Source organism: Paraburkholderia terricola (genome assembly GCF_003330825.1).
GTDB classification, from domain to species: Bacteria; Pseudomonadota; Gammaproteobacteria; order Burkholderiales; family Burkholderiaceae; genus Paraburkholderia; species Paraburkholderia terricola.
Genome location: NZ_CP024941.1, coordinates 1,166,702 through 1,186,840, shown reverse-complemented (window position 1 = coordinate 1,186,840; position 20,139 = coordinate 1,166,702). Strand labels below are relative to the sequence as shown.

Genomic DNA, 20,139 nt, shown 5'->3' with positions numbered 1-20,139 from the left:
CAAAGGGCTGCCGAAATCGGCCAAGCCGGCATGAACGGCACACGAATCGGAAGCTCGCGACGGCTCCGCGGATTGCATGAAATTTATGTCTAGTCACTGGCCAATGCCCAGCTTCTAAGCCACCAGGCATTCGAGTTGGCGGTTAAGCCGTGGCTCGAGTTCACGCGCCTCTTTGGCGAGGTTGATCTGCTTGGCCGATTTGGCGACATCAAGCACATCTGCCTTGATGTCGTACCCGCCGCGTGCGGTTAGCCAGTGAAGAATGTCCGACAGATGCCACACCGATGCGCTGCCCTCGTGCACCGGCGGCGGAAAGTCAATCGCGTGACTCAACATCAGCTTGCGCATGTTCTGCCGTGATACGCCGGCGAGCTCGGCTACGTCGGTGAGACCAACGAAATCAGGGCCCGCCTCGACAAGGCGCGCGGATGGCACCGCCTGCTTGACATCTTTCAGTGCGCTGACGAGCGCCTCGAACGCAGACGCGCCTTCGCGAGAAAAAACCAGCGCAATGCGCCCCGGTTGTCCCACGCCGATGGTGGCGTCGTCACATCCTGCTTCCCCGAGACGCTCGACGATCGCGTCGAGATCGCAATCTTCCGTGGTGAGGCGGTACTTCAAGGTGAACACATATTCCATAAATTACCTCCTGCCTTTATTCAGCGTCAAACTTGATCCTTGGAGCGCCTTGCATTGGCGGTGATGCCGTGCAGTTGTCGACGATACGCCGCAGATGCCTTGCGTGATTGCCAGGGTTCTTTGGCGTACTCCACACGCTCGATATGCAGAACTCTCCGCAGCGACACTCCGCGGCGTTGTACGGACAGTACATCTTTCCCCAAGCGTGACCTCTGCCACCGCCCCGAACGCGCCAACCGTTTCTTTCCGCGTAGGCCAATGCGGCCTCGATTTCCTTCTTAGAGTGGGTTCCACGAACCATCCATGCCCTCCAATTTAATGCGCTGACGTATGGTTGTCAAGCGACAACCATACGTCAGCGCAGTCATGACCGAACCGACGAGAGCCCTTCGTCATACCAGGTAAATGGGATAACAACTGGCGCTCAGTGTTCGATACTAGAGCGGCAACGGTCGTGAAGCGAGACTGTCGAATGGCATAAGACGAATGCACGTTTCTCAGGCACGAGACCGTGGTCGTAATGAAAAAGCCCCTGCTAGTCATCGACCAACAGGGGCTTCTCGCAATTCTTCAGCCGGCGCGCCTGGCGCGCCTCATGAACCCATAGCGCTATTGCGGCTCCGCCATCGGCCAGGCGCCCGACAAAATTTTCTCCAGCCAGAACGTGCCGATCACCGTCTTCACGTCGGTAATCTTGCCGGTGCGTACCCACTCGGACACATCGGCAACGCTTGCCGTGAACAGTTCGAGGAATTCCCCGTCGTCGAGCTTACGCTCGCCGGCGCTCAGGCCGCGAGCGAGGTAAATGTCGATGAACTCCGTCGAGTAGGAAATGATCGGGTGAATGCGCGTCAGATAAACATATTCGCGCGCCGTGTAGCCGGTTTCTTCCCGCAACTCACGAATCGCACAAGCGAGTGCGCCTTCGTTCGGGTCGAGCTTGCCGGCCGGATACTCGACCATGACCTTGCCCATCGGATAGCGATACTGGCTTTCCAGCAACACGCGGCCGTCGTCGAATAACGGAATGACCATGACGGCGCCCGGATGCTGAACATATTCGCGCGTGGCGTGCTTGCCATCCGGCAAGCGAACCGTGTCGCACTTGAGCGTCAGAAACGGCCCTTGATGCATCGTTTTGCTCTCGAGACACGTCTCGGTGAGCACGGCGTCGTGATCAGGAAGTTCAGCCATGGCGGACCTCGGGACAGCTTGGAGCGCGACGGCGAGGCGCCGTCAGCGGCGTTTGACGAGATACTGAAAGGTAAAGCCGGGGAATGCGAACACGACGAACAAGGCGAACGTGATGGCGTAGAACTGCCAGCCCTGCTCGAAGCGGTTACCCGCGCGTGCCTCAAGCAGGAAACCGAGCGCGCCGACCACGAAGTACAGCACGATCAACTCGGCAATCCTGATCCAGGCGCTCTTCCTCGCCGCTTTCAACGGCACGGCGGCGAAGAGGCGCTGATTCAGGAACGGCAGGTTGGCGCCGACCAGCGCCAACAACACGATGAACCAACCCGCAGCCGACATCAGAGCAGCAGCGTGTGCTGGATCGCCTGCAAGCAGGCCTTCAGCAACGGATCCGGCACGATGCCGAGCACCAGCACGGCAACGCCGTTGAACGCGAGCAACGCGCGCGTGCTGGCATCGGCGACGATCGGCGACTTGTCTTGCGGTTCGTCGAAATACATCAGCTTGACGATACGCAGGTAGTAGAACGCGCCGAACAGCGACGTGATCACGGCCAGCACCGTCAGCCAGGTCAAACCGGCGTTCATCGTTGCCTGCAGCACCGCAAGCTTGGCGTAGAAGCCGACCGCGGGCGGGATGCCGGCGAGCGAGAACATCATCACCATCATCACGAACGCGAACACCGGACTGCGCTGATTCAGACCCTTGAAGTCTTCGAGCGTATCCGCTTCGAAGTCGCGGCGCGCCAGCAGCATGATGACGCCGAAGGTGCCCATCGTCGTGATCAGGTAGACGATGCTGTAGTACATCGCCGAGCCGTACGCGTTGGCCGCGCCCGTGGTCTTTTGATCGACCACGCCGGCCAGCAGACCGAGCAGCACGAAGCCCATGTTCGAGATCGCCGAATACGCGAGCATCCGCTTGACGTTGCGTTGCACGATACCGGTAATGTTGCCGACGATCAGCGACAACGCCGCCAGGATCACCAGCATTTGCTGCCATTCGACAGCCAGCGGCAGCAGACCCATCACGAGGAAGCGCAAGCCCCAGGCGAACGCGGCGACCTTCGGACCGCCGCCTACCAGCAACGTCATCGCCGTCGGCGCGCCCTGATACACGTCGGGCACCCACATATGGAACGGCACCGCACCCATCTTGAACGCCACGCCGGCCACGATGAAGATCACGCCGAACAACAGCACGCTAGGATCGTAGTGGCTCGTGCCGATCGCCTTGAACACTTCGTTCAGGTCGAGCGAGCCGGTCGCGCCGTACAGCATGGAGATGCCGTACAGCAGGAAACCGGACGCCAGTGCGCCGAGCACGTAGTACTTCATCGCGGCTTCGTTCGACTGCGCCGCGTCGCGACGCAATGCGATCACGCCGTACAACGACAGCGACATCAGTTCCAGACCGAGATACAGCGTCAGGAAGTTGTTGCCGGAGATCATCACGAGTTGGCCGAGCAAGGAGAACATGCCCAGCAGGAAAAACTCGCCGCGGAACAGGCCGCGATCCTCGAGGTAGCGGCGCGAATACACGATCGACACCGCATAGCCGAGCGTCACGACGGCTTTCATCACGTTGGCGAACGAGTCCACCACGTACATGTGGCCGAAGAAGTAATGCACTTGCGGGTCGAACGCGTTCACCGCGAACCAGATCCCGCCGACCAGCGTCGAGAAGAACGCGATGAAATACGTGGTGCGGCGACCGGCCTGGCCGACGAACGTGTCGTTGAGCCACGCGACGACAACGGCGAGCATCACCAGCGCGTCGGGCAACAGAGCAGTCATAGGGGCGTTTTGCATGGTCTTTAAATTCCTCCGCTCTGCGTTACTGGGACAACGGCAGCTTTGACTGCGCAACGTGGGAGAGGAGGTTTTCCACGGATACGTGCATCACTTCGGTGAAGGGCTTCGGGTACAGGCCCATGAACAGCGTCAGTGCGGCGAGCACTGCCAGCATGAAAAACTCGCGACGGTTGATGTCGATGAGGCTCTTCACGTGATCGTTGGCGATCGCGCCGAAGTACACGCGCTTGTACATCCACAGCGTGTAGGCCGCGCCGAGAATCAGCGTGACCGCCGCACCACCCGCGATCCAGAAGTTGTACTGGACCGCCGCCAGAATCACCATGAATTCGCCGACGAAACCCGAGGTGCCCGGCAAGCCGCAATTGGCCATCGAGAACAGCATCACGAACGCGGCGAACTTCGGCATGACGTTGACGACACCGCCGTAGTCCGCGATCTGACGCGAGTGCATGCGGTCGTACAGCACGCCGATGCTCAGGAACATCGCGCCGGAGACAAAACCGTGCGAGATCATCTGCACGATCGCGCCTTCCACGCCGAGCTGGTTGAAGATAAAGAAGCCGAGCGTGACGAAGCCCATGTGCGCGATCGACGAATAGGCGACCAGCTTCTTCATGTCCGTCTGCACCATCGCGACCAGACCGATATAGATCACGGCGATCAGCGACAGCGCGATAACGACCGGCGCCAAGGAGTGGCTCGCGTCCGGCGTGATCGGCAGCGAGAAGCGCAGGAAACCGTACGCGCCCAGCTTCAGCATGATCGCGGCCAGCACGACCGAGCCGCCGGTCGGCGCTTCCACGTGCGCGTCGGGCAGCCATGTGTGCACCGGCCACATCGGCACCTTCACGGCGAACGCCAGGAAGAACGCGATGAACAGCAACACTTGCGGCGTCATCGCGATCTGCGCGTGCTGCCACGTGGCGAGATCGAACGTGCCGGTTTGAATGTACAGATACAGCAACGCGACCAGCATCAGCAGCGAGCCCATCAGCGTGTACAGGAAGAACTTGAACGCCGCGTACACGCGGTTCGCCCCACCCCACACGCCGATGATGATGTACATCGGAATCAGCGTGGCTTCGAAGAACACGTAGAACAGCATGCCGTCGGCCGAACTGAACACGCCGACCATGATGCCCGACAGGATCAGGAATGCGGCGAGATACTGCGCGACGTTCTTCGTGATGACTTCCCACGCGGAAATCACCACGATCACCGTAATCAAGGCGGTCAATACGACGAACCACATGGAGATGCCGTCGACACCCAGGTGGTAGGTGATGTTGAAGCGCTCGATCCAGTTCGCCTTTTCGACGAACTGCAGATCGGCGGTGCTCGAATCAAAACCGGTGATCAGCGGGATCGTCACGATGAAGCTGACGATCGAACCGATCAGCGCAATCCAGCGCGCGGGAGCCGGGTTCCGGTCGGAACCGATAGCCAGGACCAGGAGACCGACGAGGATCGGCAACCAGATCGCAATACTGAGAATCGGATAAGCGTGCATTAGTGTCCCTCGCCTTATTTGCCGCCGAGCGTTACAAACAGGGTCAGGAGCCCCAGCATGCCGATAATCATGGCGAACGCGTAGTGATAGATGTAGCCGGATTGGAGGAAGCGGATCACGCCGGCGAACCAGCCGATAAAGCGTGCGCTGCCGTTGACGATGCCGTCGATGACCACGACGTCGCCTTCCTTCCAGAGACCACGGCCAATTGCCACGGCGCCCCGCGCGAACACGACTTCGTTGATCTTGTCCATGTAGTACTTGTTGTCGAGCAACGTGTAGACCGGGCCGAACGCGCGCTTGATCGAAGCCGGCAGTTCGGGGCGGACCAGATACAGGAACCACGCGACCACCACACCCGCGAGCGCCAGCCAGACCGGCAGGCCCGAAACGGAGTGCAAGCCCATCGCCACCCAGCCGTGGAACTCCTCAGCCATCTCATGCAGCGCCGGATGGTTTTCGCCGATGAAGATCACCTTCTCGAACGCCACGCCGTGCTGGAAGAAGTCGCCGAACAGCATCGGGCCGACCGCGATTGCACCGATCACCACCGACGGAATCGCCAGCAGCACCAGCGGCACCCACACCACCCACGGCGTTTCATGCGGCTCGTGAGCGTGGCCGTGTTCGTGTTCGTGATGACCATTGCCATGACCGTGCGCCGCGGCTTCCGCGCCCATCGGCGAATCGGGATGCTTCGGATCGCGGAAGCGCTCCTCGCCGTGGAACACCATGAAGTACATACGGAACGAATAGAGCGCGGTAACGAACACGCTCGCCACTACCGCGAAGTACGCGAAGCCCGACCCCGGCAGATGCGACAGCTTCACCGCGTCGATGATCGAGTCTTTCGAGTAGAAGCCCGAGAAGAACGGCGTACCGATCAGCGCCAGCGAACCGACCAGCGACGTGATCCACGTGATCGGCATGTACTTGCGCAGGCCGCCCATGTTGCGCATGTCCTGATCGTGGTGCATGCCGATGATCACCGAACCCGCGCCGAGGAACAGCAGCGCCTTGAAGAACGCGTGCGTCATCAGGTGGAAGACGGCGACCGGATAGGCCGACACACCGAGCGCGACCGTCATGTAGCCGAGCTGTGACAGCGTGGAATACGCCACCACGCGCTTGATGTCGTTCTGGACGATCCCGAGGAAGCCCATGAACAGCGCGGTAATCGCGCCGATGACCGTCACGAACGACAGCGCGCTATCCGACAGTTCGAACAGCGGCGACATGCGCGTGACCATGAAGATACCGGCCGTCACCATGGTTGCCGCGTGAATCAGTGCGGAAATCGGCGTCGGGCCTTCCATCGAATCCGGCAGCCACACGTGCAGCGGGAATTGCGCCGACTTACCCATTGCGCCGATGAAGAGGCAAATGCAGGCAACCGTCAGCAGACCCCAGTCCGTGCCGGGGAACGACAACGCCGCCAGTTCGGTGCGCTTCGCGAACACGTCGCCGTAGTTCATCGAACCGGCGAACGCGAACAGCAGGCCAATGCCGAGCAGAAAACCGAAGTCGCCCACGCGGTTCACGAGGAACGCCTTCATGTTCGCGTAGATCGCCGACTCACGCGTGAAGTAGAAGCCGATCAGCAGGTACGACACCAGGCCCACCGCTTCCCAGCCGAAGAACAGTTGCAGGAAGTTGTTGCTCATGACGAGCATCAGCATCGAGAACGTGAACAGCGAGATGTACGAGAAGAAGCGCTGGTAGCCGTCGTCGTCGGCCATGTAGCCGATCGTGTAGATGTGCACCATCAGCGACACGAAAGTCACCACGCACATCATCATCGCCGTGAGCGAGTCGACGAGGAAGCCGATTTCGAACTTCGTCTTGCCGATCGTCATCCATTCATAAACGGTCGCGTTGAAGCTCGCGCCCTCCATGACCTGGAAGAAGACGATGGCCGAGAGAACAAACGAGATCGCGACGCCGAGGATCGTGACCGAGTGCGCGCCGGCTCGCCCTACCGCCTTCCCGAACAGCCCGGCAATCAGGCAACCGGCCAGCGGTGCCAGCGGAATCGCCAGCAGCAGGTTTTCATTGAGTATCGTGGACATAACCGCTTTTCCTGAAATTAACCTTTGAGCTGATCGAGATCCTCGACATTGATCGTGTCGAGACTACGGAACAGGGTCACCAGAATCGCGAGGCCGATCGCCGCTTCCGCCGCCGCGACGGTCAGCACGAAGAAGACGAAGATCTGGCCATGCACGTCGCCGAGGTAGTGCGAGAACGCGACGAAATTGGTGTTCACCGCGAGCAGCATCAATTCGATCGCCATCAGGATGATGATGACGTTGCGACGGTTCAGGAAAATGCCGACGACGCTGATCGCAAACAGGATCGCGCCGAGAACGAGGTAATGGGCAAGGGTCAACATGATTTCTATCTCCTGTCCGCTCAGCCGTTTTTCGCCGGGGCCGAGTCGGCCGCTGCCGCGGCTGCGGCGGCTTCTTCCGCCGCGACGGTCGCCGCGGTCTTTTCTGATGGCATTTTCACGACGCGCACGCGATCCTGGGCACGCACCTTGACCTGATCGCTGATCTTCTGGCGCTTGCTGTCCTTCTTATGGCTCGTGGTAAGCGCGACGGCCGCGATGATCGCCACCAGCAGCACGAGGCCGGCGACTTCGAACGCGAAGATGTAGTCGGTGTAGATGACCTTGCCGATGAGGCGCGTGTTCGACCAGTCGGCCATGCCGTTGGCGGCAGCGGTGGTGTCGCGCAACGCCGTGGCGGTAGCGCCATAGCCGTGCCACAGGATCAGCGCGGTTTCGATCACGATGATCGCGCCCACCAGCGTGGCCATCGGGACGAAGCGCTTGAAGTCGCGCCGCAGCACGTCGATATTGATGTCCAGCATCATCACGACGAACAGGAACAGCACCATCACCGCCCCGACGTAGACCAGCACCAGCAGGATCGCGAGGAACTCGGCCTCGAGCAGCATCCAGATCGCGGCTGCGTTGAAGAACGCCAGCACGAGAAACAGTGCGGACGACACCGGGTTGCGCGAAGTGATCACCTTCAGCCCTGAGACAACCAGGAGCAGCGCGAAGATGTAGAACAGTACGGTCGTGAATTCCATGATTACCGGTTCATCGTTAGGCCATCGTCAGGCATTGTTCTTTGGCACGTAGGGCTGGCAAAGCGGACAAGCCGCCAGTACAGCCGCACAGGTGCGCCGTGCCGCGGCGTTCAAGCCGCGACGCTCGGCCCGACAACAGGCCGTGTTACTGCTGCATTTACTGCTTCAAGCGAAGCCGCTTCAACGATACGGTGCGTCGGCCGCCTTGTTCGCGGCGATCTCCGCTTCGTAGCGATCGCCCACGGCCAGCAGCATGTCTTTCGTGAAGTACAGATCGCCGCGCTTTTCGCCGTGATATTCGAGGATGTGCGTTTCGACGATCGAGTCGACCGGGCAGCTCTCTTCACAGAAACCGCAGAAGATGCACTTGGTCAGGTCGATGTCGTAGCGCGTGGTGCGGCGGGTGTTGTCCGCACGGGTTTCCGATTCGATCGTGATGGCGAGCGCCGGGCACACCGCTTCGCACAGCTTGCAGGCGATGCAGCGCTCTTCGCCGTTTTCATAGCGGCGCAGCGCATGCAGGCCGCGAAAACGCGGCGAGATCGGGGTCTTCTCTTCCGGGAACTGCACGGTCACCTTGCGCTGGAACGTATAACGTCCGGTCAGCGCGAGGCCTTTGAGCAATTCCGTGAGGAAAAAGGTCTTGAAAAAGTTTTGGATTGCGGTCATGGGTTCATCCGCCCTTTATTTCCAGATGTTCAACGGCGACATGATCCAGAAGCCGACCACCACCAGCCACACCACGCAGACCGGAATGAAAATCTTCCAGCCCAGACGCATGATCTGGTCATAGCGATAGCGCGGAAACGTGGCGCGCGCCCAGATGAACACCGACAACAGGAAGAAAACCTTGGCGACGAGCCAAACGATGCCCGGGATAAACGACAGGAAACCGAACGGTGCGCTCCAGCCGCCGAGGAACAGTGTTGCAGCCAATGCCGAGATCACGATCATGTTGATGTACTCGGCGAGGAAGAACAGCGCGAACGCCATGCCCGAGTAATCAATCATGTGGCCCGCGACGATTTCCGACTCACCTTCCACCACGTCGAACGGGTGACGGTTCGTTTCGGCGATGCCCGAGATGAAATACACGACGAACATCGGCAGCAGCGGCAGCCAGTTCCACGACAGGAAGTTCAAGCCGTGCGAAGCGAAGAAGCCGTGCTCCTGCGAATTGACGATGCCCGACAGGTTCAGCGTGCCGGCCGTCATCAGCACGACCACGAGCGCGAAGCCCATCGAGATTTCGTACGAGACCATCTGGGCGGCGGCGCGCATGGCGCCGAGGAACGCGTACTTCGAGTTCGACGCCCAGCCGGCCAGGATCACGCCGTACACGCCGATCGACGAAATCGCCATCGCGTACAACAGACCCGCGTTGATGTCGCCGAGCACCGCGCCCGCCTGGAACGGAATCACCGCCCACACCGCGAACGCCGGCACCACCACCATGATCGGCGCGATCAGGTAGATCCAGCGGCTCGCCTGCGCCGGCTGAATGACTTCTTTCAGCAGCAGCTTCAGCACGTCGGCGATCGGCTGCAGCAAACCTGCGGGGCCGACGCGGTTCGGGCCGAGACGCACGTGCATCCAGCCGATCAGCTTACGCTCCCACAGAATCAGGTAAGCCACGCACAGCAGGATCACGACGGCCACCACCAGGATGCGCACCAGTGCCCACACCGTGGGCCATGCCACACCGAGAAGCTGGGTGCCGCCCGAGTTGATCGTATCGAACAAGCTCATTTACGCCTTCTCCACCACCAGTTCACCGAACAGGCTGCCCAGCGCCGCACCGGCAGGCGTAGCCGCCGATACGCGGACGACCGTCTCCGCAAGATTCGCGTCGCGCACGGCCGGCAACTGCACCGATTGCTCGCCCTGGCGCACGCGCACTGCGTCGCCTTCCTTCAAACCCAGCTTGTCGAACAGCGCGGCCGGCAAACCGACCGAGTTCGCCGTGCGCGCGGCCGCCGTCAGATGCAGCGATTCGGCGCGACGCACCAGCGCGTCGGCGTGGTAGATCGGCACGTCGGCGATGCGCTCGAACTTGCCTTCCCCTGCCTTCGCCGACTTGCCGCGTGCAACCGCAGCACCCGTCTTGTTCGACAGACGCGACTTCAATTCGCCGTCGCCGAGGGCTGCGGCGCGTACTTCTTCCGCGGTATCGAATTCGAAACCCGACGCGCCGAGCAGGCTGCCCAGCACGCGCAACACCTTCCATGCGGGACGCGTGTCGCCCAGCGGCCGCACGACGCCGTTGAACGTCTGCACCGTGCCTTCCGCGTTGACGAACGTACCGGCCGTTTCCGTGAACGGAGCGATCGGCAGCAGCACGTCGGCGTATTCGGCGCCCGTCTGGAACGGCGACATCACGACGACCATTTCCGCCTGCTTCAGCGCGGCCAATGCCTGCGCCGGATTGGCCGTATCGAATTCCGGCTCGACGTTCAGCAGCACGTAACCCTTGCGCGGTTGCTCGAACGCTTCACGAGCGTTCAAACCGCCCTCGCCCGGCAGCGCGTTCACGAGATGCGCGCCGACCGTGTTCGCGGCTTCCGTGAGGAAGCCCAGCGTCGCGCCGGTTGCGTCCGCGATCCATTGGGCCGCCGCGTGAATGGCCGCGAAATCCGGATGACGGACCGCGCCGTTGCCGAGCAGCACCAGACGGCGTTCGCCAGAGGCGAGCGACTTCGCGACCTGCTTGTCGGCGTCCGTCGGCTGCGTGCCGGCGAGGGCTTCCGGCAGGGTCGCGCCGTTGGCCTCGGAGACCGCGCCGGCGATACCGGCCAGCGCGTCGAGCCATGCCGACGGCGCTGCGACCACGCGTTGCGCTTGCGGAATCAGTGCGTCGTCGCGAGTGGCTTGCACGAGCGTGAGCTTCGCGCCGCCCTTCGCGGCCTGACGCAGACGCGCTGCAAACAGCGGGTGATCGCGACGCAGATCGGAGCCGATTACCAGCGCCGCGTCGACGTTGGACAGATCGGCGATTGCGGTGCCGAGCCACGGCGTACCGTTGAGCGGCGCGGAGAAATCAGACTGACGCAGACGGAAGTCGACGTTGGGCGTGCCGATCGCTTGCGCCAGTTGCTTCAGAAGGAACAGCTCCTCGACGGTGCTGTGGGCGCTGCCGAGCGCGGCCAGCGCATCCGCGCCGTGGTCGCCCTTGATGCCCTTCAGCCCCTTGACCACGTACTCGAGCGCGGTTTGCCAGTCGGTCTCGACCCACTTGCCGCCCTGCTTGAGCATAGGCTGCGTGAGACGTTCCGGGCTATTCAGGCCTTCATACGAGAAGCGGTCCTTGTCCGAAATCCAGCATTCGTTGATGGCTTCGTTTTCGAACGGCAGAACACGCATCACGCGGTTGTTCTTCACTTGCACCACGAGGTTCGCGCCGACGGAATCGTGCGGGCTCACCGACTTGCGGCGCGACAGTTCCCACGTGCGGGCGCTGTAGCGGAACGGCTTGCTGGTCAGCGCGCCAACCGGGCACAGATCGATCATGTTGCCCGACAGTTCGGAGTCGACCGTCTTGCCGACGAACGAAGTGATCTCAGCGTGCTCGCCGCGGCCTAGCATGCCGAGTTCCATCACGCCGGCCACTTCCTGACCGAAACGCACGCACCGCGTGCAGTGAATGCAACGCGTCATTTCTTCCATCGAGATCAGCGGGCCGACGTTCTTGTGGAACACGACACGCTTTTCTTCGCTATAACGCGACGACGACTTGCCGTAGCCCACCGCCAGATCCTGCAACTGACACTCGCCGCCCTGATCGCAGATCGGGCAATCCAGCGGGTGATTGATCAGCAGGAATTCCATCACGGCTTGCTGGCCCTTCACCGCCTTCTCGGACTTGGTGCGCACGATCATGCCCGCCGACACCGGCGTGGCGCATGCGGGCACGGCCTTCGGCATTTTTTCGACATCGACCAGACACATCCGGCAGTTGGCCGCAATCGACAGCTTCTTGTGATAGCAGAAGTGAGGAATGTACGTGTCGACCTTATGCGCAGCCTGGATCACCATGCTGCCTTCAGGCACCTCTACTTTCTTGCCGTCTATTTCAAGTTCAACCATGATGGTCAATCTTCCTTAACCTGTTACCGCTCAATCGTTCGCCCTGTTCATCGCCGTGTCAGGCGATGAATTCCGCGGATGACGTGCTCTGATGCGTACCTGTTGTTCAGCGTACTCAGGCAGCCACTGTTTCCGACGCCGATGCCGCGCCGGCATGACTGCCGACGAGACAATGCTTGTGAGCGACGTGATATTCGAATTCGTCCCAGTAGTGCTTGAGCATGCCGCGCACCGGCATGGCCGCCGCATCGCCGAGCGCGCAAATCGTGCGGCCCATGATGTTTTCAGCGACCGAGTTCAGCAGATCCAGATCTTCCGGACGGCCGAGCCCGTGCTCGATACGATGCACGACGCGGTACAGCCAGCCGGTGCCTTCGCGGCACGGCGTGCACTGACCGCACGACTCTTCGTAATAGAAGTACGACAGACGCAGCAGCGAGCGCACCATGCAGCGCGTCTCGTCCATCACGATGACCGCGCCCGAACCCAGCATCGAACCGGCCTTGGCGATCGAGTCGTAGTCCATGTCGGTCTGCATCATGATGTCGCCCGGAATTACCGGTGCCGACGAACCGCCAGGAATCACGGCCTTGATCTTCTTGCCGCCGCGCATGCCGCCGGCGAGTTCCATCAGCGTGGAGAACGGCGTGCCGAGCGGAATCTCATAGTTGCCCGGACGCTCGACGTCGCCTGCCACCGAGAAAATCTTCGTGCCGCCGTTGTTCGGCTTGCCGATCTCGAGGTAATTCTGCGGGCCGATTGCGAGCAGGAACGGCACCGCCGCGAACGTCTCGGTGTTGTTGATCGTGGTCGGCTTGCCGTACACGCCGAAGCTCGCCGGGAACGGCGGCTTGAAACGCGGCTGGCCTTTCTTGCCTTCCAGCGATTCGAGCAGCGCGGTTTCCTCGCCGCAGATGTAGGCGCCGTAACCGTGGTGCGCATGCAGTTCGAAAGAGAAGCCCGAACCCATGATGTTCTCGCCGAGGAACCCGGCGCGGCGCGCTTCTTCTAACGCTTCTTCAAAGCGTTTGTAGACTTCCCAGATTTCGCCGTGAATATAGTTATAGCCGACCGTGATGCCCATCGCGTACGCGCCGATCGCCATGCCTTCGATCAGCGAGTGCGGATTGAAACGCAGGATGTCGCGGTCCTTGAATGTGCCCGGTTCGCCTTCGTCCGAGTTGCAGACGAGATACTTCTGGCCGGGAAACTGGCGCGGCATGAAGCTCCACTTCAAGCCGGTCGGAAAGCCCGCACCGCCACGGCCGCGCAGACCCGACGCCTTGACGTCGGCGATCACCTGCTCGGGCGGAATCTTTTCTTCCAGAATGCGGCGCAGCTGGGCGTAACCGCCGCGCGCCACATAGTCTTCGAGATGCCAGTTGTCGCCGTTCAGGCCGGCGAGAATCAGCGGTTTGATGTGACGATCGTGTAAAGACGTCATTTCGAAAGTTCCTCGAGCAGCTGGTCGATCTTCTCGCGGCTCATGAAGCTGCACATGCGATGGTTGTTCACCAGCATCACCGGCGCGTCGCCGCACGACCCCATGCACTCACCTTCTTTCAAGGTGAATTTGCCGTCTGCCGTGGTTTCGCCGAAGTCGATGCCGAGCTTCTGCTTCAGATATTCAGCGGCGCTGTCGGAGCCGCCATCCGGGCCGAGCTGGCACGGCAGGTTCGTACAGAGCGTGATCTTGTATTTGCCGACCGGCGAGGTCTCGTACATCGTGTAGAAGGTAGCGACCTCCTGCACGGCGACTGCCGGCATGCCGAGATAGTCCGCGACGAACTGCATGAGTTCGGGCGACAGCCAGCCATGCTCTTCCTGAGCAGTGGCCAACGCCGACATCACGGCGGACTGTTTCTGATCGGCGGGGTACTTCGCGATCGCACGATCGATTTCTTTCAGGCCTTCAGCTGAGATCATTTTCAGACACGACTCTTTCAATTCCTACCGAACGAAAACCTGTCGCTTACGTCATGCTGCGACAGACCCGGCGTTCCTTTGCTTGACGCGCGCTTCGCTGCAACCGGAAGACGCGCGCCGATGAATACGTCCTAGCGATCCACTTCGCCGAACACGATGTCCTGCGTGCCGATGATCGTCACGGCGTCGGCGATCATGTGACCGCGCGCCATTTCATCGAGCGCGGACAGATGCGCGTAACCCGGCGCGCGGATTTTCAGGCGGTACGGCTTGTTTGCACCATCCGAGATCAGATAGATGCCGAACTCGCCTTTCGGATGCTCGACGGCGGCGTACGCTTCGCCTTCCGGTACGTGGAAGCCTTCCGTGAAGAGCTTGAAGTGGTGAATCAACTCTTCCATGTTCGACTTCATGCCGACGCGCGACGGCGGCGCAACCTTGTGATTGTCGATCATCACCGGGCCCGGATTCTTACGCAGCCACTCAATGCACTGTTTCACGATCCGCGTGGACTGGCGCATTTCTTCGACGCGAACCAGATACCGGTCATAACAATCGCCATTCACGCCGACCGGAATGTCGAAATCGAGCTTGTCATAAACTTCGTACGGCTGCTTCTTGCGCAAATCCCACTCGATGCCCGAGCCGCGCAGCATCGCGCCGGTCATGCCGAGTTGCAGCGCGCGCTCCGGGCTGACCACGCCGATACCGACGAGGCGCTGCTTCCAGATCCGGTTGTCGGTGAGCAGCGTTTCGTACTCGTCGACGCAATGCGGGAAACGCGTGAAGAAATCGTCGATAAAGTCGAGCAGCGAGCCTTGGCGGTTTTCGTTCATCTTCGACAATGCTTTTGCATTGCGAATCTTCGACGCCTTGTATTGCGGCATTGCGTCAGGCAGGTCGCGATACACGCCGCCCGGACGGTAATACGCCGCGTGCATGCGCGCGCCGGACACGGCTTCGTACACGTCCATCAGGTCTTCGCGTTCGCGGAACGCATAGAGAAACACCGCCATCGCGCCGACGTCGAGCGCGTGCGCGCCGATCCACATCAGGTGGTTCAGCACGCGCGTGATCTCGTCGAACATCACGCGGATGTATTGCGCGCGCACCGGCACCTCGACGCCGAGCAGTTTTTCGATCGCCATCACGTAGCCGTGCTCGTTGACCATCATCGACACATAGTCGAGACGGTCCATGTACGGCACTGACTGGATGAACGTTTTGGTTTCGGCGAGCTTTTCGGTCGCGCGATGCAGCAGGCCGATGTGCGGATCGGCGCGCTGGATGACTTCGCCGTCGAGCTCGAGCACGAGACGCAGCACACCGTGCGCTGCCGGATGCTGCGGACCGAAGTTGAGCGTGTAATTCTTGATCTCTGCCATGGCGTTCTCTTAATGTTTCAGACCGCCATAGCGATCCTCACGGATCACGCGCGGCGTGATTTCCCGCGGCTCGATCGTCACAGGCTGATAGACGACGCGCTTCTCTTCCGGGTCGTAACGCATTTCGACGTAGCCGGAGACAGGGAAATCCTTACGGAACGGGTGACCGATGAAACCGTAATCGGTCAGGATGCGGCGCAGGTCCGGATGGCCCTCGAAGACGATGCCGTACAGGTCGAACGCTTCACGCTCGTACCAGTTGGCCGAATTCCAGATTTCGACGACCGAAGGGATGATCGGCACTTCGTCGTCCGGCGCGAACACGCGCAAACGCAGACGCCAGTTGTTCTGCACCGACAACAAATGCAGAACGGCCGCGAAACGCGGACCGTCGTAAGCGCCATCGGCGTAGGTCTGATAGTCGACGCCGCACAGATCGATCAATTGCTCGAAGCCGAGCGAGCGGTCGTCGCGCAGACGCGTTGCCACATTGAGGTAATCGCTCGCCTTTACGACGATCGTCAACTCACCGATTGCCTCGGTGGTGCTCAACAGGAGGCCGCCAAAGGCCGCCTCGAGGTTCGCTTTCAGAGTCTCGAGTTTGCTTGCCATATTGTGGGGAGGCGTTGGCCTTATTGACGGGCGATTGTATTGGTGCGGCGAATCTTGGCTTGCAACTGGATCACGCCGTACACCAGCGCTTCCGCCGTTGGCGGGCAACCCGGCACATAGACGTCGACCGGCACGATCCGGTCGCAGCCGCGCACTACCGAATACGAGTAGTGGTAATAGCCGCCACCGTTCGCGCACGAGCCCATCGAAATCACCCAGCGTGGCTCGGCCATCTGGTCATAGACCTTGCGCAGGGCCGGCGCCATCTTGTTGCACAACGTGCCCGCGACGATCATTACGTCCGACTGACGCGGACTCGGACGAAACACCACGCCGAAACGGTCCAGGTCATAACGGGCGGCGCCCGCATGCATCATTTCGACCGCGCAGCATGCGAGACCGAACGTCATTGGCCACAAGGAGCCGGTGCGCGTCCAGTTGATCAGTTTGTCTGCCGTGGTGGTGACAAACCCTTCCTTCAAGACCCCTTCGATACTCATTTGCTTTCCACTCCAGACGGGGCGGCAAGCCTTGGCCACCCACGCAAACCGGCGATTAATCCATCATTCCCAGTCGAGGCCGCCCTTCTTCCAGATATAGGCGAAGCCCAGCAGGAATTCGAGCAGGAAAATCATCATCGCCATGAAGCCCGGCCAGCCGATGTCGCGCAGGGCCACGCCCCACGGGAACAGAAACGCGGTTTCAAGATCGAAAATGATGAAGAGAATGGCGACGAGGTAATAGCGCACGTCGAACTTCATGCGCGCATCTTCGAATGCCTCGAAGCCGCACTCGTACGGTGCGTTCTTCTCGGTATCGGGCTTGTTGGGACCGAGGATCTTGCCGATACTGACCAGTGCTACGCCTAAACCGGTGCCCACAATGAGGAACAACAAGACGGGGAAATAGGCTGCGAGGTTCAAGACTATCCTCAATCGGTTGGTTCTGAATGCCGTCAGGAGCATAGCACTCCTGACGCGAAATCACTTCTCAAACGCGCACACCGTAAGCCCAATACAAGCTGCGCGCCAGAAGTGAAAATGCCAGCCGAAGCGAAGCAAGCGGCTGGCATTTAGATAACATTTGGTGCCGACGGCGAGACTCGAACTCGCACAGCTTTCGCCACTACCCCCTCAAGATAGCGTGTCTACCAATTTCACCACGTCGGCACTAACTGCAATCCGGGAAAACAACTTATAAAACCCGCGAATCGCTTCAAGACTTGAATTGTAACGTGTCTAAACAGTTTGTTCAACGCACAAAAGCACTTCGAACGAAAAAATTATTTCGGCACTTCCGTGGCCGGAGCGGACGCAGCCGAGGCCGGCAATGTAGCCGAACCAACTGCCGGAGCCGACGCGGCGGAAGCCGCGATCGGCGCGGTCACAGCCGCACCCAGCACGCCTGCGGAAGGTTTCGCGCGATATGCACCGAGGTAGGTGAGCGTCAATGTGGTGACAAAAAACACCGCTGCGAGCACCGCGGTTGTACGCGATAAAAAGTTCGCCGAACCGGTCGCGCCGAACAGGCTGCCTGACGCGCCGCTACCAAAAGCAGCGCCCATATCGGCGCCTTTGCCGTGCTGCAGCAAGACGAGGCCGATGACCCCGAGTGCCGACAACAGCTGAACGACGATAATCAATGTTTTCAAATACAGCATCACACTCACCTGAGTCTTTATTTAACCGCGCCACACAAAGTATGCCGCGCGGGATGGGTCATCCTCGCCGAGGCGCCCTGCTTAATCAGCGGTGCTCGTTGCAGCCGCCGCCTTGCAGATCGCCAGGAAATCCTCGTCTTTCAACGACGCGCCGCCGATCAGGCCGCCGTCGATATCCGATTGACGGAACAATTCCTCCGCGTTCTCCGGCTTCACGCTGCCGCCGTACAACAGCGGCACGTCCGCCACCGCCGCGCCCTTGGCCGCGAGACGCGAGCGCAGGAACGCATGAACCGCTTGCGCCTGTTCCGAGGTGGCGCTCTTGCCGGTGCCGATCGCCCAGACCGGCTCGTAGGCGACGACAATACGCGACGCCTCCTGCTCCGACAGTTTCGCCAGCACTTGATCCAACTGCTCGCCGACCACCTGCTCGGTCGCACCGGCTTCGCGCTGTTCCAGCGTTTCACCGACGCAGACGATCGGCGTCAAGCCTGCTTCCAGCGCGCGCTGCGTTTTCACCGCAACGAGTTCGGCGCTTTCCTGATGATAGGCACGGCGCTCCGAGTGCCCGACGATCGCGAGCGTCGCGCCGAAATCCGTCACCATTGTCGCGGCGACTTCGCCGGTATAGGCGCCGTGCGTGAACGCGGAAACGTCCTGCACGCCCCACACGACCCGGCTGCCTTCCAGCAACGATTGAGTCTGCGAAAGATACGGACACGGCACGCAAACGCCAACACGCACGCCAGCCGTCAATTCGCCGGCGCCCTGAGCCACCGCCTGCAACAGCGTTGCGTTGTCGGCAAGGCGCCCGTGCATCTTCCAGTTACCGACTACCAGCTTGGCTCGTTGTTTCGACATCGTCTCGTCCTGGCTTGGCGGCGAACTTTGCTTGCGTCATATTGCGCTTACAGTCCGCCTTCCGGTTTCATGCGGCGTGCGCAAAACGCGCAATTTTACTGCGTGGGGTGGATCGGGTCAAACCGACCGCGTCAAGCGTCCTGACCCCACGTCAGCATGATCTTGCCGACGTGCGTGCTGCTCTCCATCAACGCATGCGCCTCGGCCGCCTGGGCCGCCGGAAACACCCGATGCACCACGGGCTTGATGCGTCCTTCCTCGAGGTGCGGCCACACGCGCTCCTTGAGTTGCGCGGCGATCCGCGCCTTGAATTCGATCGGCCGCGGACGTAGTGTCGACCCGGTCACCGTCAAACGGCGGCGCAGCACCTCGTTCAGATTCAACTCCGCCTTCGCGCCGCCCAGCAATGCGATCAGCACGATGCGCCCGCCGTCGGCCAATGCCGTCAGCTCGCGCGACACGTAACTGCCCGCCACCATGTCGAGAATCACGTCGACGCCGCGGTCGTTCGTGAGCGACTTGATGACCTCGACGAAATCCTCGATCTTGTAGTTGATCGCGCGCTCGGCGCCGAGCGCTTCACACGCGCGGCACTTCTCGTCCGAGCCGGCGGTGGCGAACACGCGAAAACCGAGCGCATGCGCGATCTGGATCGCCGTCACGCCGATGCCGCTCGAGCCGCCCTGCACCAGCAGCGTTTCGTTCGCGCCGCCCTCGCCGTTGCCGAGCTGGGCGCGATCGAAAACATTGCTCCACACGGTGAAAAACGTCTCCGGCAGCGACGCCGCCTCGACATCCGACAAGCCCGCGGGCACCGGCAGACACTGGGGCAACGGAGCCGCGGCATATTCCGCATAGCCGCCGCCCGCGAGCAACGCACACACGCGATCGCCGATTTTCAGACCGAACGGGTTGTTCTTCTCATCGATCACGCCGCCGACGATCTCGCCCGCCACCTCCAGCCCCGGCAGATCCGAGGCGCCCGGCGGCGGCGCATAACCGCCCTTGCGCTGAAACACGTCCGGCCGGTTGATGCCCGAAGCCGCCACCTTGATCAGCACCTCGCCCGCCTTGAGCTGCGGCGTCGGCCGCTCTGCCAGCTTCAGGACTTCCGGCGCACCGAATTCGGTGATTTCGATCGCTTTCATCTGCGTCAACTCCAAGATTGGATTGCGTTGCACACCCGCTGCGTGCCAACTGCCCGCGCTACCGACCAATCGTCCGACCTGCGACGAACCGACCGGAGCAAACAGAGTACCCGCTTATGCCCCTTCGCATACGCTCGCACCAGCGCGCAACGCGATCCACCCTGCACCCTGCATGAAAAACGGCCGGCGCGCATTTCGCGCCGCC

The 20,139-nt window shown here is 61.1% G+C and carries 21 protein-coding genes and 1 tRNA gene; all 22 read right to left on the bottom strand.

Annotated features, from left to right (window positions below; translation table 11 throughout):
* Positions 1 to 114: 114 nt before the first annotated feature.
* The 22 genes from CUJ90_RS05300 to CUJ90_RS05195 all read right to left on the bottom strand — a co-directional run bounded on the left by CUJ90_RS05300 (position 115) and on the right by CUJ90_RS05195 (position 19,934).
* Positions 115 to 639: a helix-turn-helix transcriptional regulator gene (locus CUJ90_RS05300; protein WP_073432435.1), complete on the bottom strand. Its 525-nt coding sequence runs from the start codon at positions 637 to 639 to the stop codon at positions 115 to 117.
* A gap of 16 nt (positions 640 to 655) precedes the next feature.
* Positions 656 to 940: a hypothetical protein gene (locus CUJ90_RS33155; protein WP_073432436.1), complete on the bottom strand. Its 285-nt coding sequence runs from the start codon at positions 938 to 940 to the stop codon at positions 656 to 658.
* Positions 941 to 1,248: 308 nt separating this feature from the next.
* Positions 1,249 to 1,833 (bottom strand): NUDIX domain-containing protein, encoded by a 585-nt coding sequence (locus tag CUJ90_RS05290; RefSeq protein WP_073432437.1) that lies wholly within the window; start codon positions 1,831 to 1,833, stop codon positions 1,249 to 1,251.
* Between the two features lie 42 nt (positions 1,834 to 1,875).
* Entirely contained in the window at positions 1,876 to 2,172 is a 297-nt protein-coding gene (locus CUJ90_RS05285) for a DUF2818 family protein (RefSeq protein ID WP_073432438.1), read from the bottom strand.
* Positions 2,172 to 3,644: an NADH-quinone oxidoreductase subunit NuoN gene (nuoN, locus tag CUJ90_RS05280; RefSeq protein WP_073432439.1), complete on the bottom strand. Its 1,473-nt coding sequence runs from the start codon at positions 3,642 to 3,644 to the stop codon at positions 2,172 to 2,174. The genes CUJ90_RS05285 and nuoN overlap by 1 nt, the downstream gene beginning before the upstream one ends.
* A gap of 25 nt (positions 3,645 to 3,669) precedes the next feature.
* Positions 3,670 to 5,160, bottom strand: coding sequence for an NADH-quinone oxidoreductase subunit M (locus CUJ90_RS05275; RefSeq protein WP_073432440.1), 1,491 nt, complete (start codon positions 5,158 to 5,160; stop codon positions 3,670 to 3,672).
* A gap of 14 nt (positions 5,161 to 5,174) precedes the next feature.
* Positions 5,175 to 7,229 carry an NADH-quinone oxidoreductase subunit L gene (nuoL, locus tag CUJ90_RS05270; protein ID WP_073432441.1) on the bottom strand — a complete coding sequence of 685 codons (2,055 nt, stop codon included), beginning with the start codon at positions 7,227 to 7,229 and terminating at the stop codon, positions 5,175 to 5,177.
* A 17-nt stretch (positions 7,230 to 7,246) separates the two neighbouring features.
* Positions 7,247 to 7,552, bottom strand: a complete 306-nt coding sequence (gene nuoK, locus CUJ90_RS05265) for an NADH-quinone oxidoreductase subunit NuoK (protein ID WP_013339863.1) — start codon at positions 7,550 to 7,552, stop codon at positions 7,247 to 7,249.
* A gap of 20 nt (positions 7,553 to 7,572) precedes the next feature.
* On the bottom strand, positions 7,573 to 8,259 hold the full coding sequence (locus CUJ90_RS05260; RefSeq protein WP_073432442.1) for an NADH-quinone oxidoreductase subunit J: 687 nt from the start codon (positions 8,257 to 8,259) through the stop codon (positions 7,573 to 7,575).
* A 180-nt stretch (positions 8,260 to 8,439) separates the two neighbouring features.
* Positions 8,440 to 8,928 carry an NADH-quinone oxidoreductase subunit NuoI gene (gene nuoI, locus CUJ90_RS05255; protein WP_012432383.1) on the bottom strand — a complete coding sequence of 163 codons (489 nt, stop codon included), beginning with the start codon at positions 8,926 to 8,928 and terminating at the stop codon, positions 8,440 to 8,442.
* Positions 8,929 to 8,943: 15 nt separating this feature from the next.
* Positions 8,944 to 10,008 carry an NADH-quinone oxidoreductase subunit NuoH gene (gene nuoH, locus CUJ90_RS05250; protein WP_073432443.1) on the bottom strand — a complete coding sequence of 355 codons (1,065 nt, stop codon included), beginning with the start codon at positions 10,006 to 10,008 and terminating at the stop codon, positions 8,944 to 8,946.
* Positions 10,009 to 12,342 carry an NADH-quinone oxidoreductase subunit NuoG gene (nuoG, locus tag CUJ90_RS05245; protein WP_114162137.1) on the bottom strand — a complete coding sequence of 778 codons (2,334 nt, stop codon included), beginning with the start codon at positions 12,340 to 12,342 and terminating at the stop codon, positions 10,009 to 10,011.
* A 115-nt stretch (positions 12,343 to 12,457) separates the two neighbouring features.
* The gene (gene nuoF / locus CUJ90_RS05240) at positions 12,458 to 13,786 is read right to left on the bottom strand and encodes an NADH-quinone oxidoreductase subunit NuoF (RefSeq protein ID WP_083085172.1); all 1,329 of its coding nucleotides are present in this window, start codon (positions 13,784 to 13,786) and stop codon (positions 12,458 to 12,460) included.
* Positions 13,783 to 14,268 carry an NADH-quinone oxidoreductase subunit NuoE gene (nuoE, locus tag CUJ90_RS05235; RefSeq protein WP_013587776.1) on the bottom strand — a complete coding sequence of 162 codons (486 nt, stop codon included), beginning with the start codon at positions 14,266 to 14,268 and terminating at the stop codon, positions 13,783 to 13,785. Before nuoE ends, nuoF begins: the two co-directional genes overlap by 4 nt.
* Positions 14,269 to 14,399: 131 nt before the next feature.
* Positions 14,400 to 15,653, bottom strand: a complete 1,254-nt coding sequence (locus tag CUJ90_RS05230; RefSeq protein WP_114162136.1) for an NADH-quinone oxidoreductase subunit D — start codon at positions 15,651 to 15,653, stop codon at positions 14,400 to 14,402.
* Between the two features lie 9 nt (positions 15,654 to 15,662).
* Positions 15,663 to 16,265, bottom strand: coding sequence for an NADH-quinone oxidoreductase subunit C (locus CUJ90_RS05225; protein WP_073429576.1), 603 nt, complete (start codon positions 16,263 to 16,265; stop codon positions 15,663 to 15,665).
* Between the two features lie 20 nt (positions 16,266 to 16,285).
* The gene (locus CUJ90_RS05220) at positions 16,286 to 16,765 is read right to left on the bottom strand and encodes a NuoB/complex I 20 kDa subunit family protein (RefSeq protein ID WP_006052903.1); all 480 of its coding nucleotides are present in this window, start codon (positions 16,763 to 16,765) and stop codon (positions 16,286 to 16,288) included.
* A gap of 63 nt (positions 16,766 to 16,828) precedes the next feature.
* Positions 16,829 to 17,188: an NADH-quinone oxidoreductase subunit A gene (locus tag CUJ90_RS05215; protein ID WP_007175615.1), complete on the bottom strand. Its 360-nt coding sequence runs from the start codon at positions 17,186 to 17,188 to the stop codon at positions 16,829 to 16,831.
* A 161-nt stretch (positions 17,189 to 17,349) separates the two neighbouring features.
* A tRNA-Leu gene (locus tag CUJ90_RS05210) sits at positions 17,350 to 17,434 on the bottom strand.
* Positions 17,435 to 17,547: 113 nt separating this feature from the next.
* Entirely contained in the window at positions 17,548 to 17,925 is a 378-nt protein-coding gene (secG, locus tag CUJ90_RS05205) for a preprotein translocase subunit SecG (RefSeq protein WP_073429575.1), read from the bottom strand.
* 81 nt (positions 17,926 to 18,006) lie between these two features.
* On the bottom strand, positions 18,007 to 18,786 hold the full coding sequence (tpiA, locus tag CUJ90_RS05200) for a triose-phosphate isomerase (protein ID WP_073429574.1): 780 nt from the start codon (positions 18,784 to 18,786) through the stop codon (positions 18,007 to 18,009).
* Positions 18,787 to 18,917: 131 nt separating this feature from the next.
* Positions 18,918 to 19,934: an NAD(P)H-quinone oxidoreductase gene (locus CUJ90_RS05195; protein WP_073429573.1), complete on the bottom strand. Its 1,017-nt coding sequence runs from the start codon at positions 19,932 to 19,934 to the stop codon at positions 18,918 to 18,920.
* Positions 19,935 to 20,139: the final 205 nt, after the last annotated feature.

Bases quoted from the DNA above. Each gene is read 5' to 3' on its own strand.
- CUJ90_RS05225 (WP_073429576.1), bottom strand. From the start codon at position 16,265: ATGGCAAGCAAACTCGAGACTCTGAAAGCGAACCTCGAGGCGGCCTTT.
- nuoN (WP_073432439.1), bottom strand. From the start codon at position 3,644: ATGCAAAACGCCCCTATGACTGCTCTGTTGCCCGACGCGCTGGTGATG.
- CUJ90_RS05195 (WP_073429573.1), bottom strand. From the start codon at position 19,934: ATGAAAGCGATCGAAATCACCGAATTCGGTGCGCCGGAAGTCCTGAAG.
- CUJ90_RS05285 (WP_073432438.1), bottom strand. From the start codon at position 2,172: ATGTCGGCTGCGGGTTGGTTCATCGTGTTGTTGGCGCTGGTCGGCGCC.
- CUJ90_RS05300 (WP_073432435.1), bottom strand. From the start codon at position 639: ATGGAATATGTGTTCACCTTGAAGTACCGCCTCACCACGGAAGATTGC.
- secG (WP_073429575.1), bottom strand. From the start codon at position 17,925: ATGCTGTATTTGAAAACATTGATTATCGTCGTTCAGCTGTTGTCGGCA.
- tpiA (WP_073429574.1), bottom strand. From the start codon at position 18,786: ATGTCGAAACAACGAGCCAAGCTGGTAGTCGGTAACTGGAAGATGCAC.
- CUJ90_RS05230 (WP_114162136.1), bottom strand. From the start codon at position 15,653: ATGGCAGAGATCAAGAATTACACGCTCAACTTCGGTCCGCAGCATCCG.
- nuoK (WP_013339863.1), bottom strand. From the start codon at position 7,552: ATGTTGACCCTTGCCCATTACCTCGTTCTCGGCGCGATCCTGTTTGCG.
- CUJ90_RS05220 (WP_006052903.1), bottom strand. From the start codon at position 16,765: ATGAGTATCGAAGGGGTCTTGAAGGAAGGGTTTGTCACCACCACGGCA.
- CUJ90_RS05290 (WP_073432437.1), bottom strand. From the start codon at position 1,833: ATGGCTGAACTTCCTGATCACGACGCCGTGCTCACCGAGACGTGTCTC.
- nuoI (WP_012432383.1), bottom strand. From the start codon at position 8,928: ATGACCGCAATCCAAAACTTTTTCAAGACCTTTTTCCTCACGGAATTG.
- nuoG (WP_114162137.1), bottom strand. From the start codon at position 12,342: ATGGTTGAACTTGAAATAGACGGCAAGAAAGTAGAGGTGCCTGAAGGC.
- nuoL (WP_073432441.1), bottom strand. From the start codon at position 7,229: ATGTCCACGATACTCAATGAAAACCTGCTGCTGGCGATTCCGCTGGCA.
- nuoF (WP_083085172.1), bottom strand. From the start codon at position 13,786: ATGACGTCTTTACACGATCGTCACATCAAACCGCTGATTCTCGCCGGC.
- CUJ90_RS05275 (WP_073432440.1), bottom strand. From the start codon at position 5,160: ATGCACGCTTATCCGATTCTCAGTATTGCGATCTGGTTGCCGATCCTC.
- nuoH (WP_073432443.1), bottom strand. From the start codon at position 10,008: ATGAGCTTGTTCGATACGATCAACTCGGGCGGCACCCAGCTTCTCGGT.
- nuoE (WP_013587776.1), bottom strand. From the start codon at position 14,268: ATGATCTCAGCTGAAGGCCTGAAAGAAATCGATCGTGCGATCGCGAAG.
- CUJ90_RS33155 (WP_073432436.1), bottom strand. From the start codon at position 940: ATGGTTCGTGGAACCCACTCTAAGAAGGAAATCGAGGCCGCATTGGCC.
- CUJ90_RS05260 (WP_073432442.1), bottom strand. From the start codon at position 8,259: ATGGAATTCACGACCGTACTGTTCTACATCTTCGCGCTGCTCCTGGTT.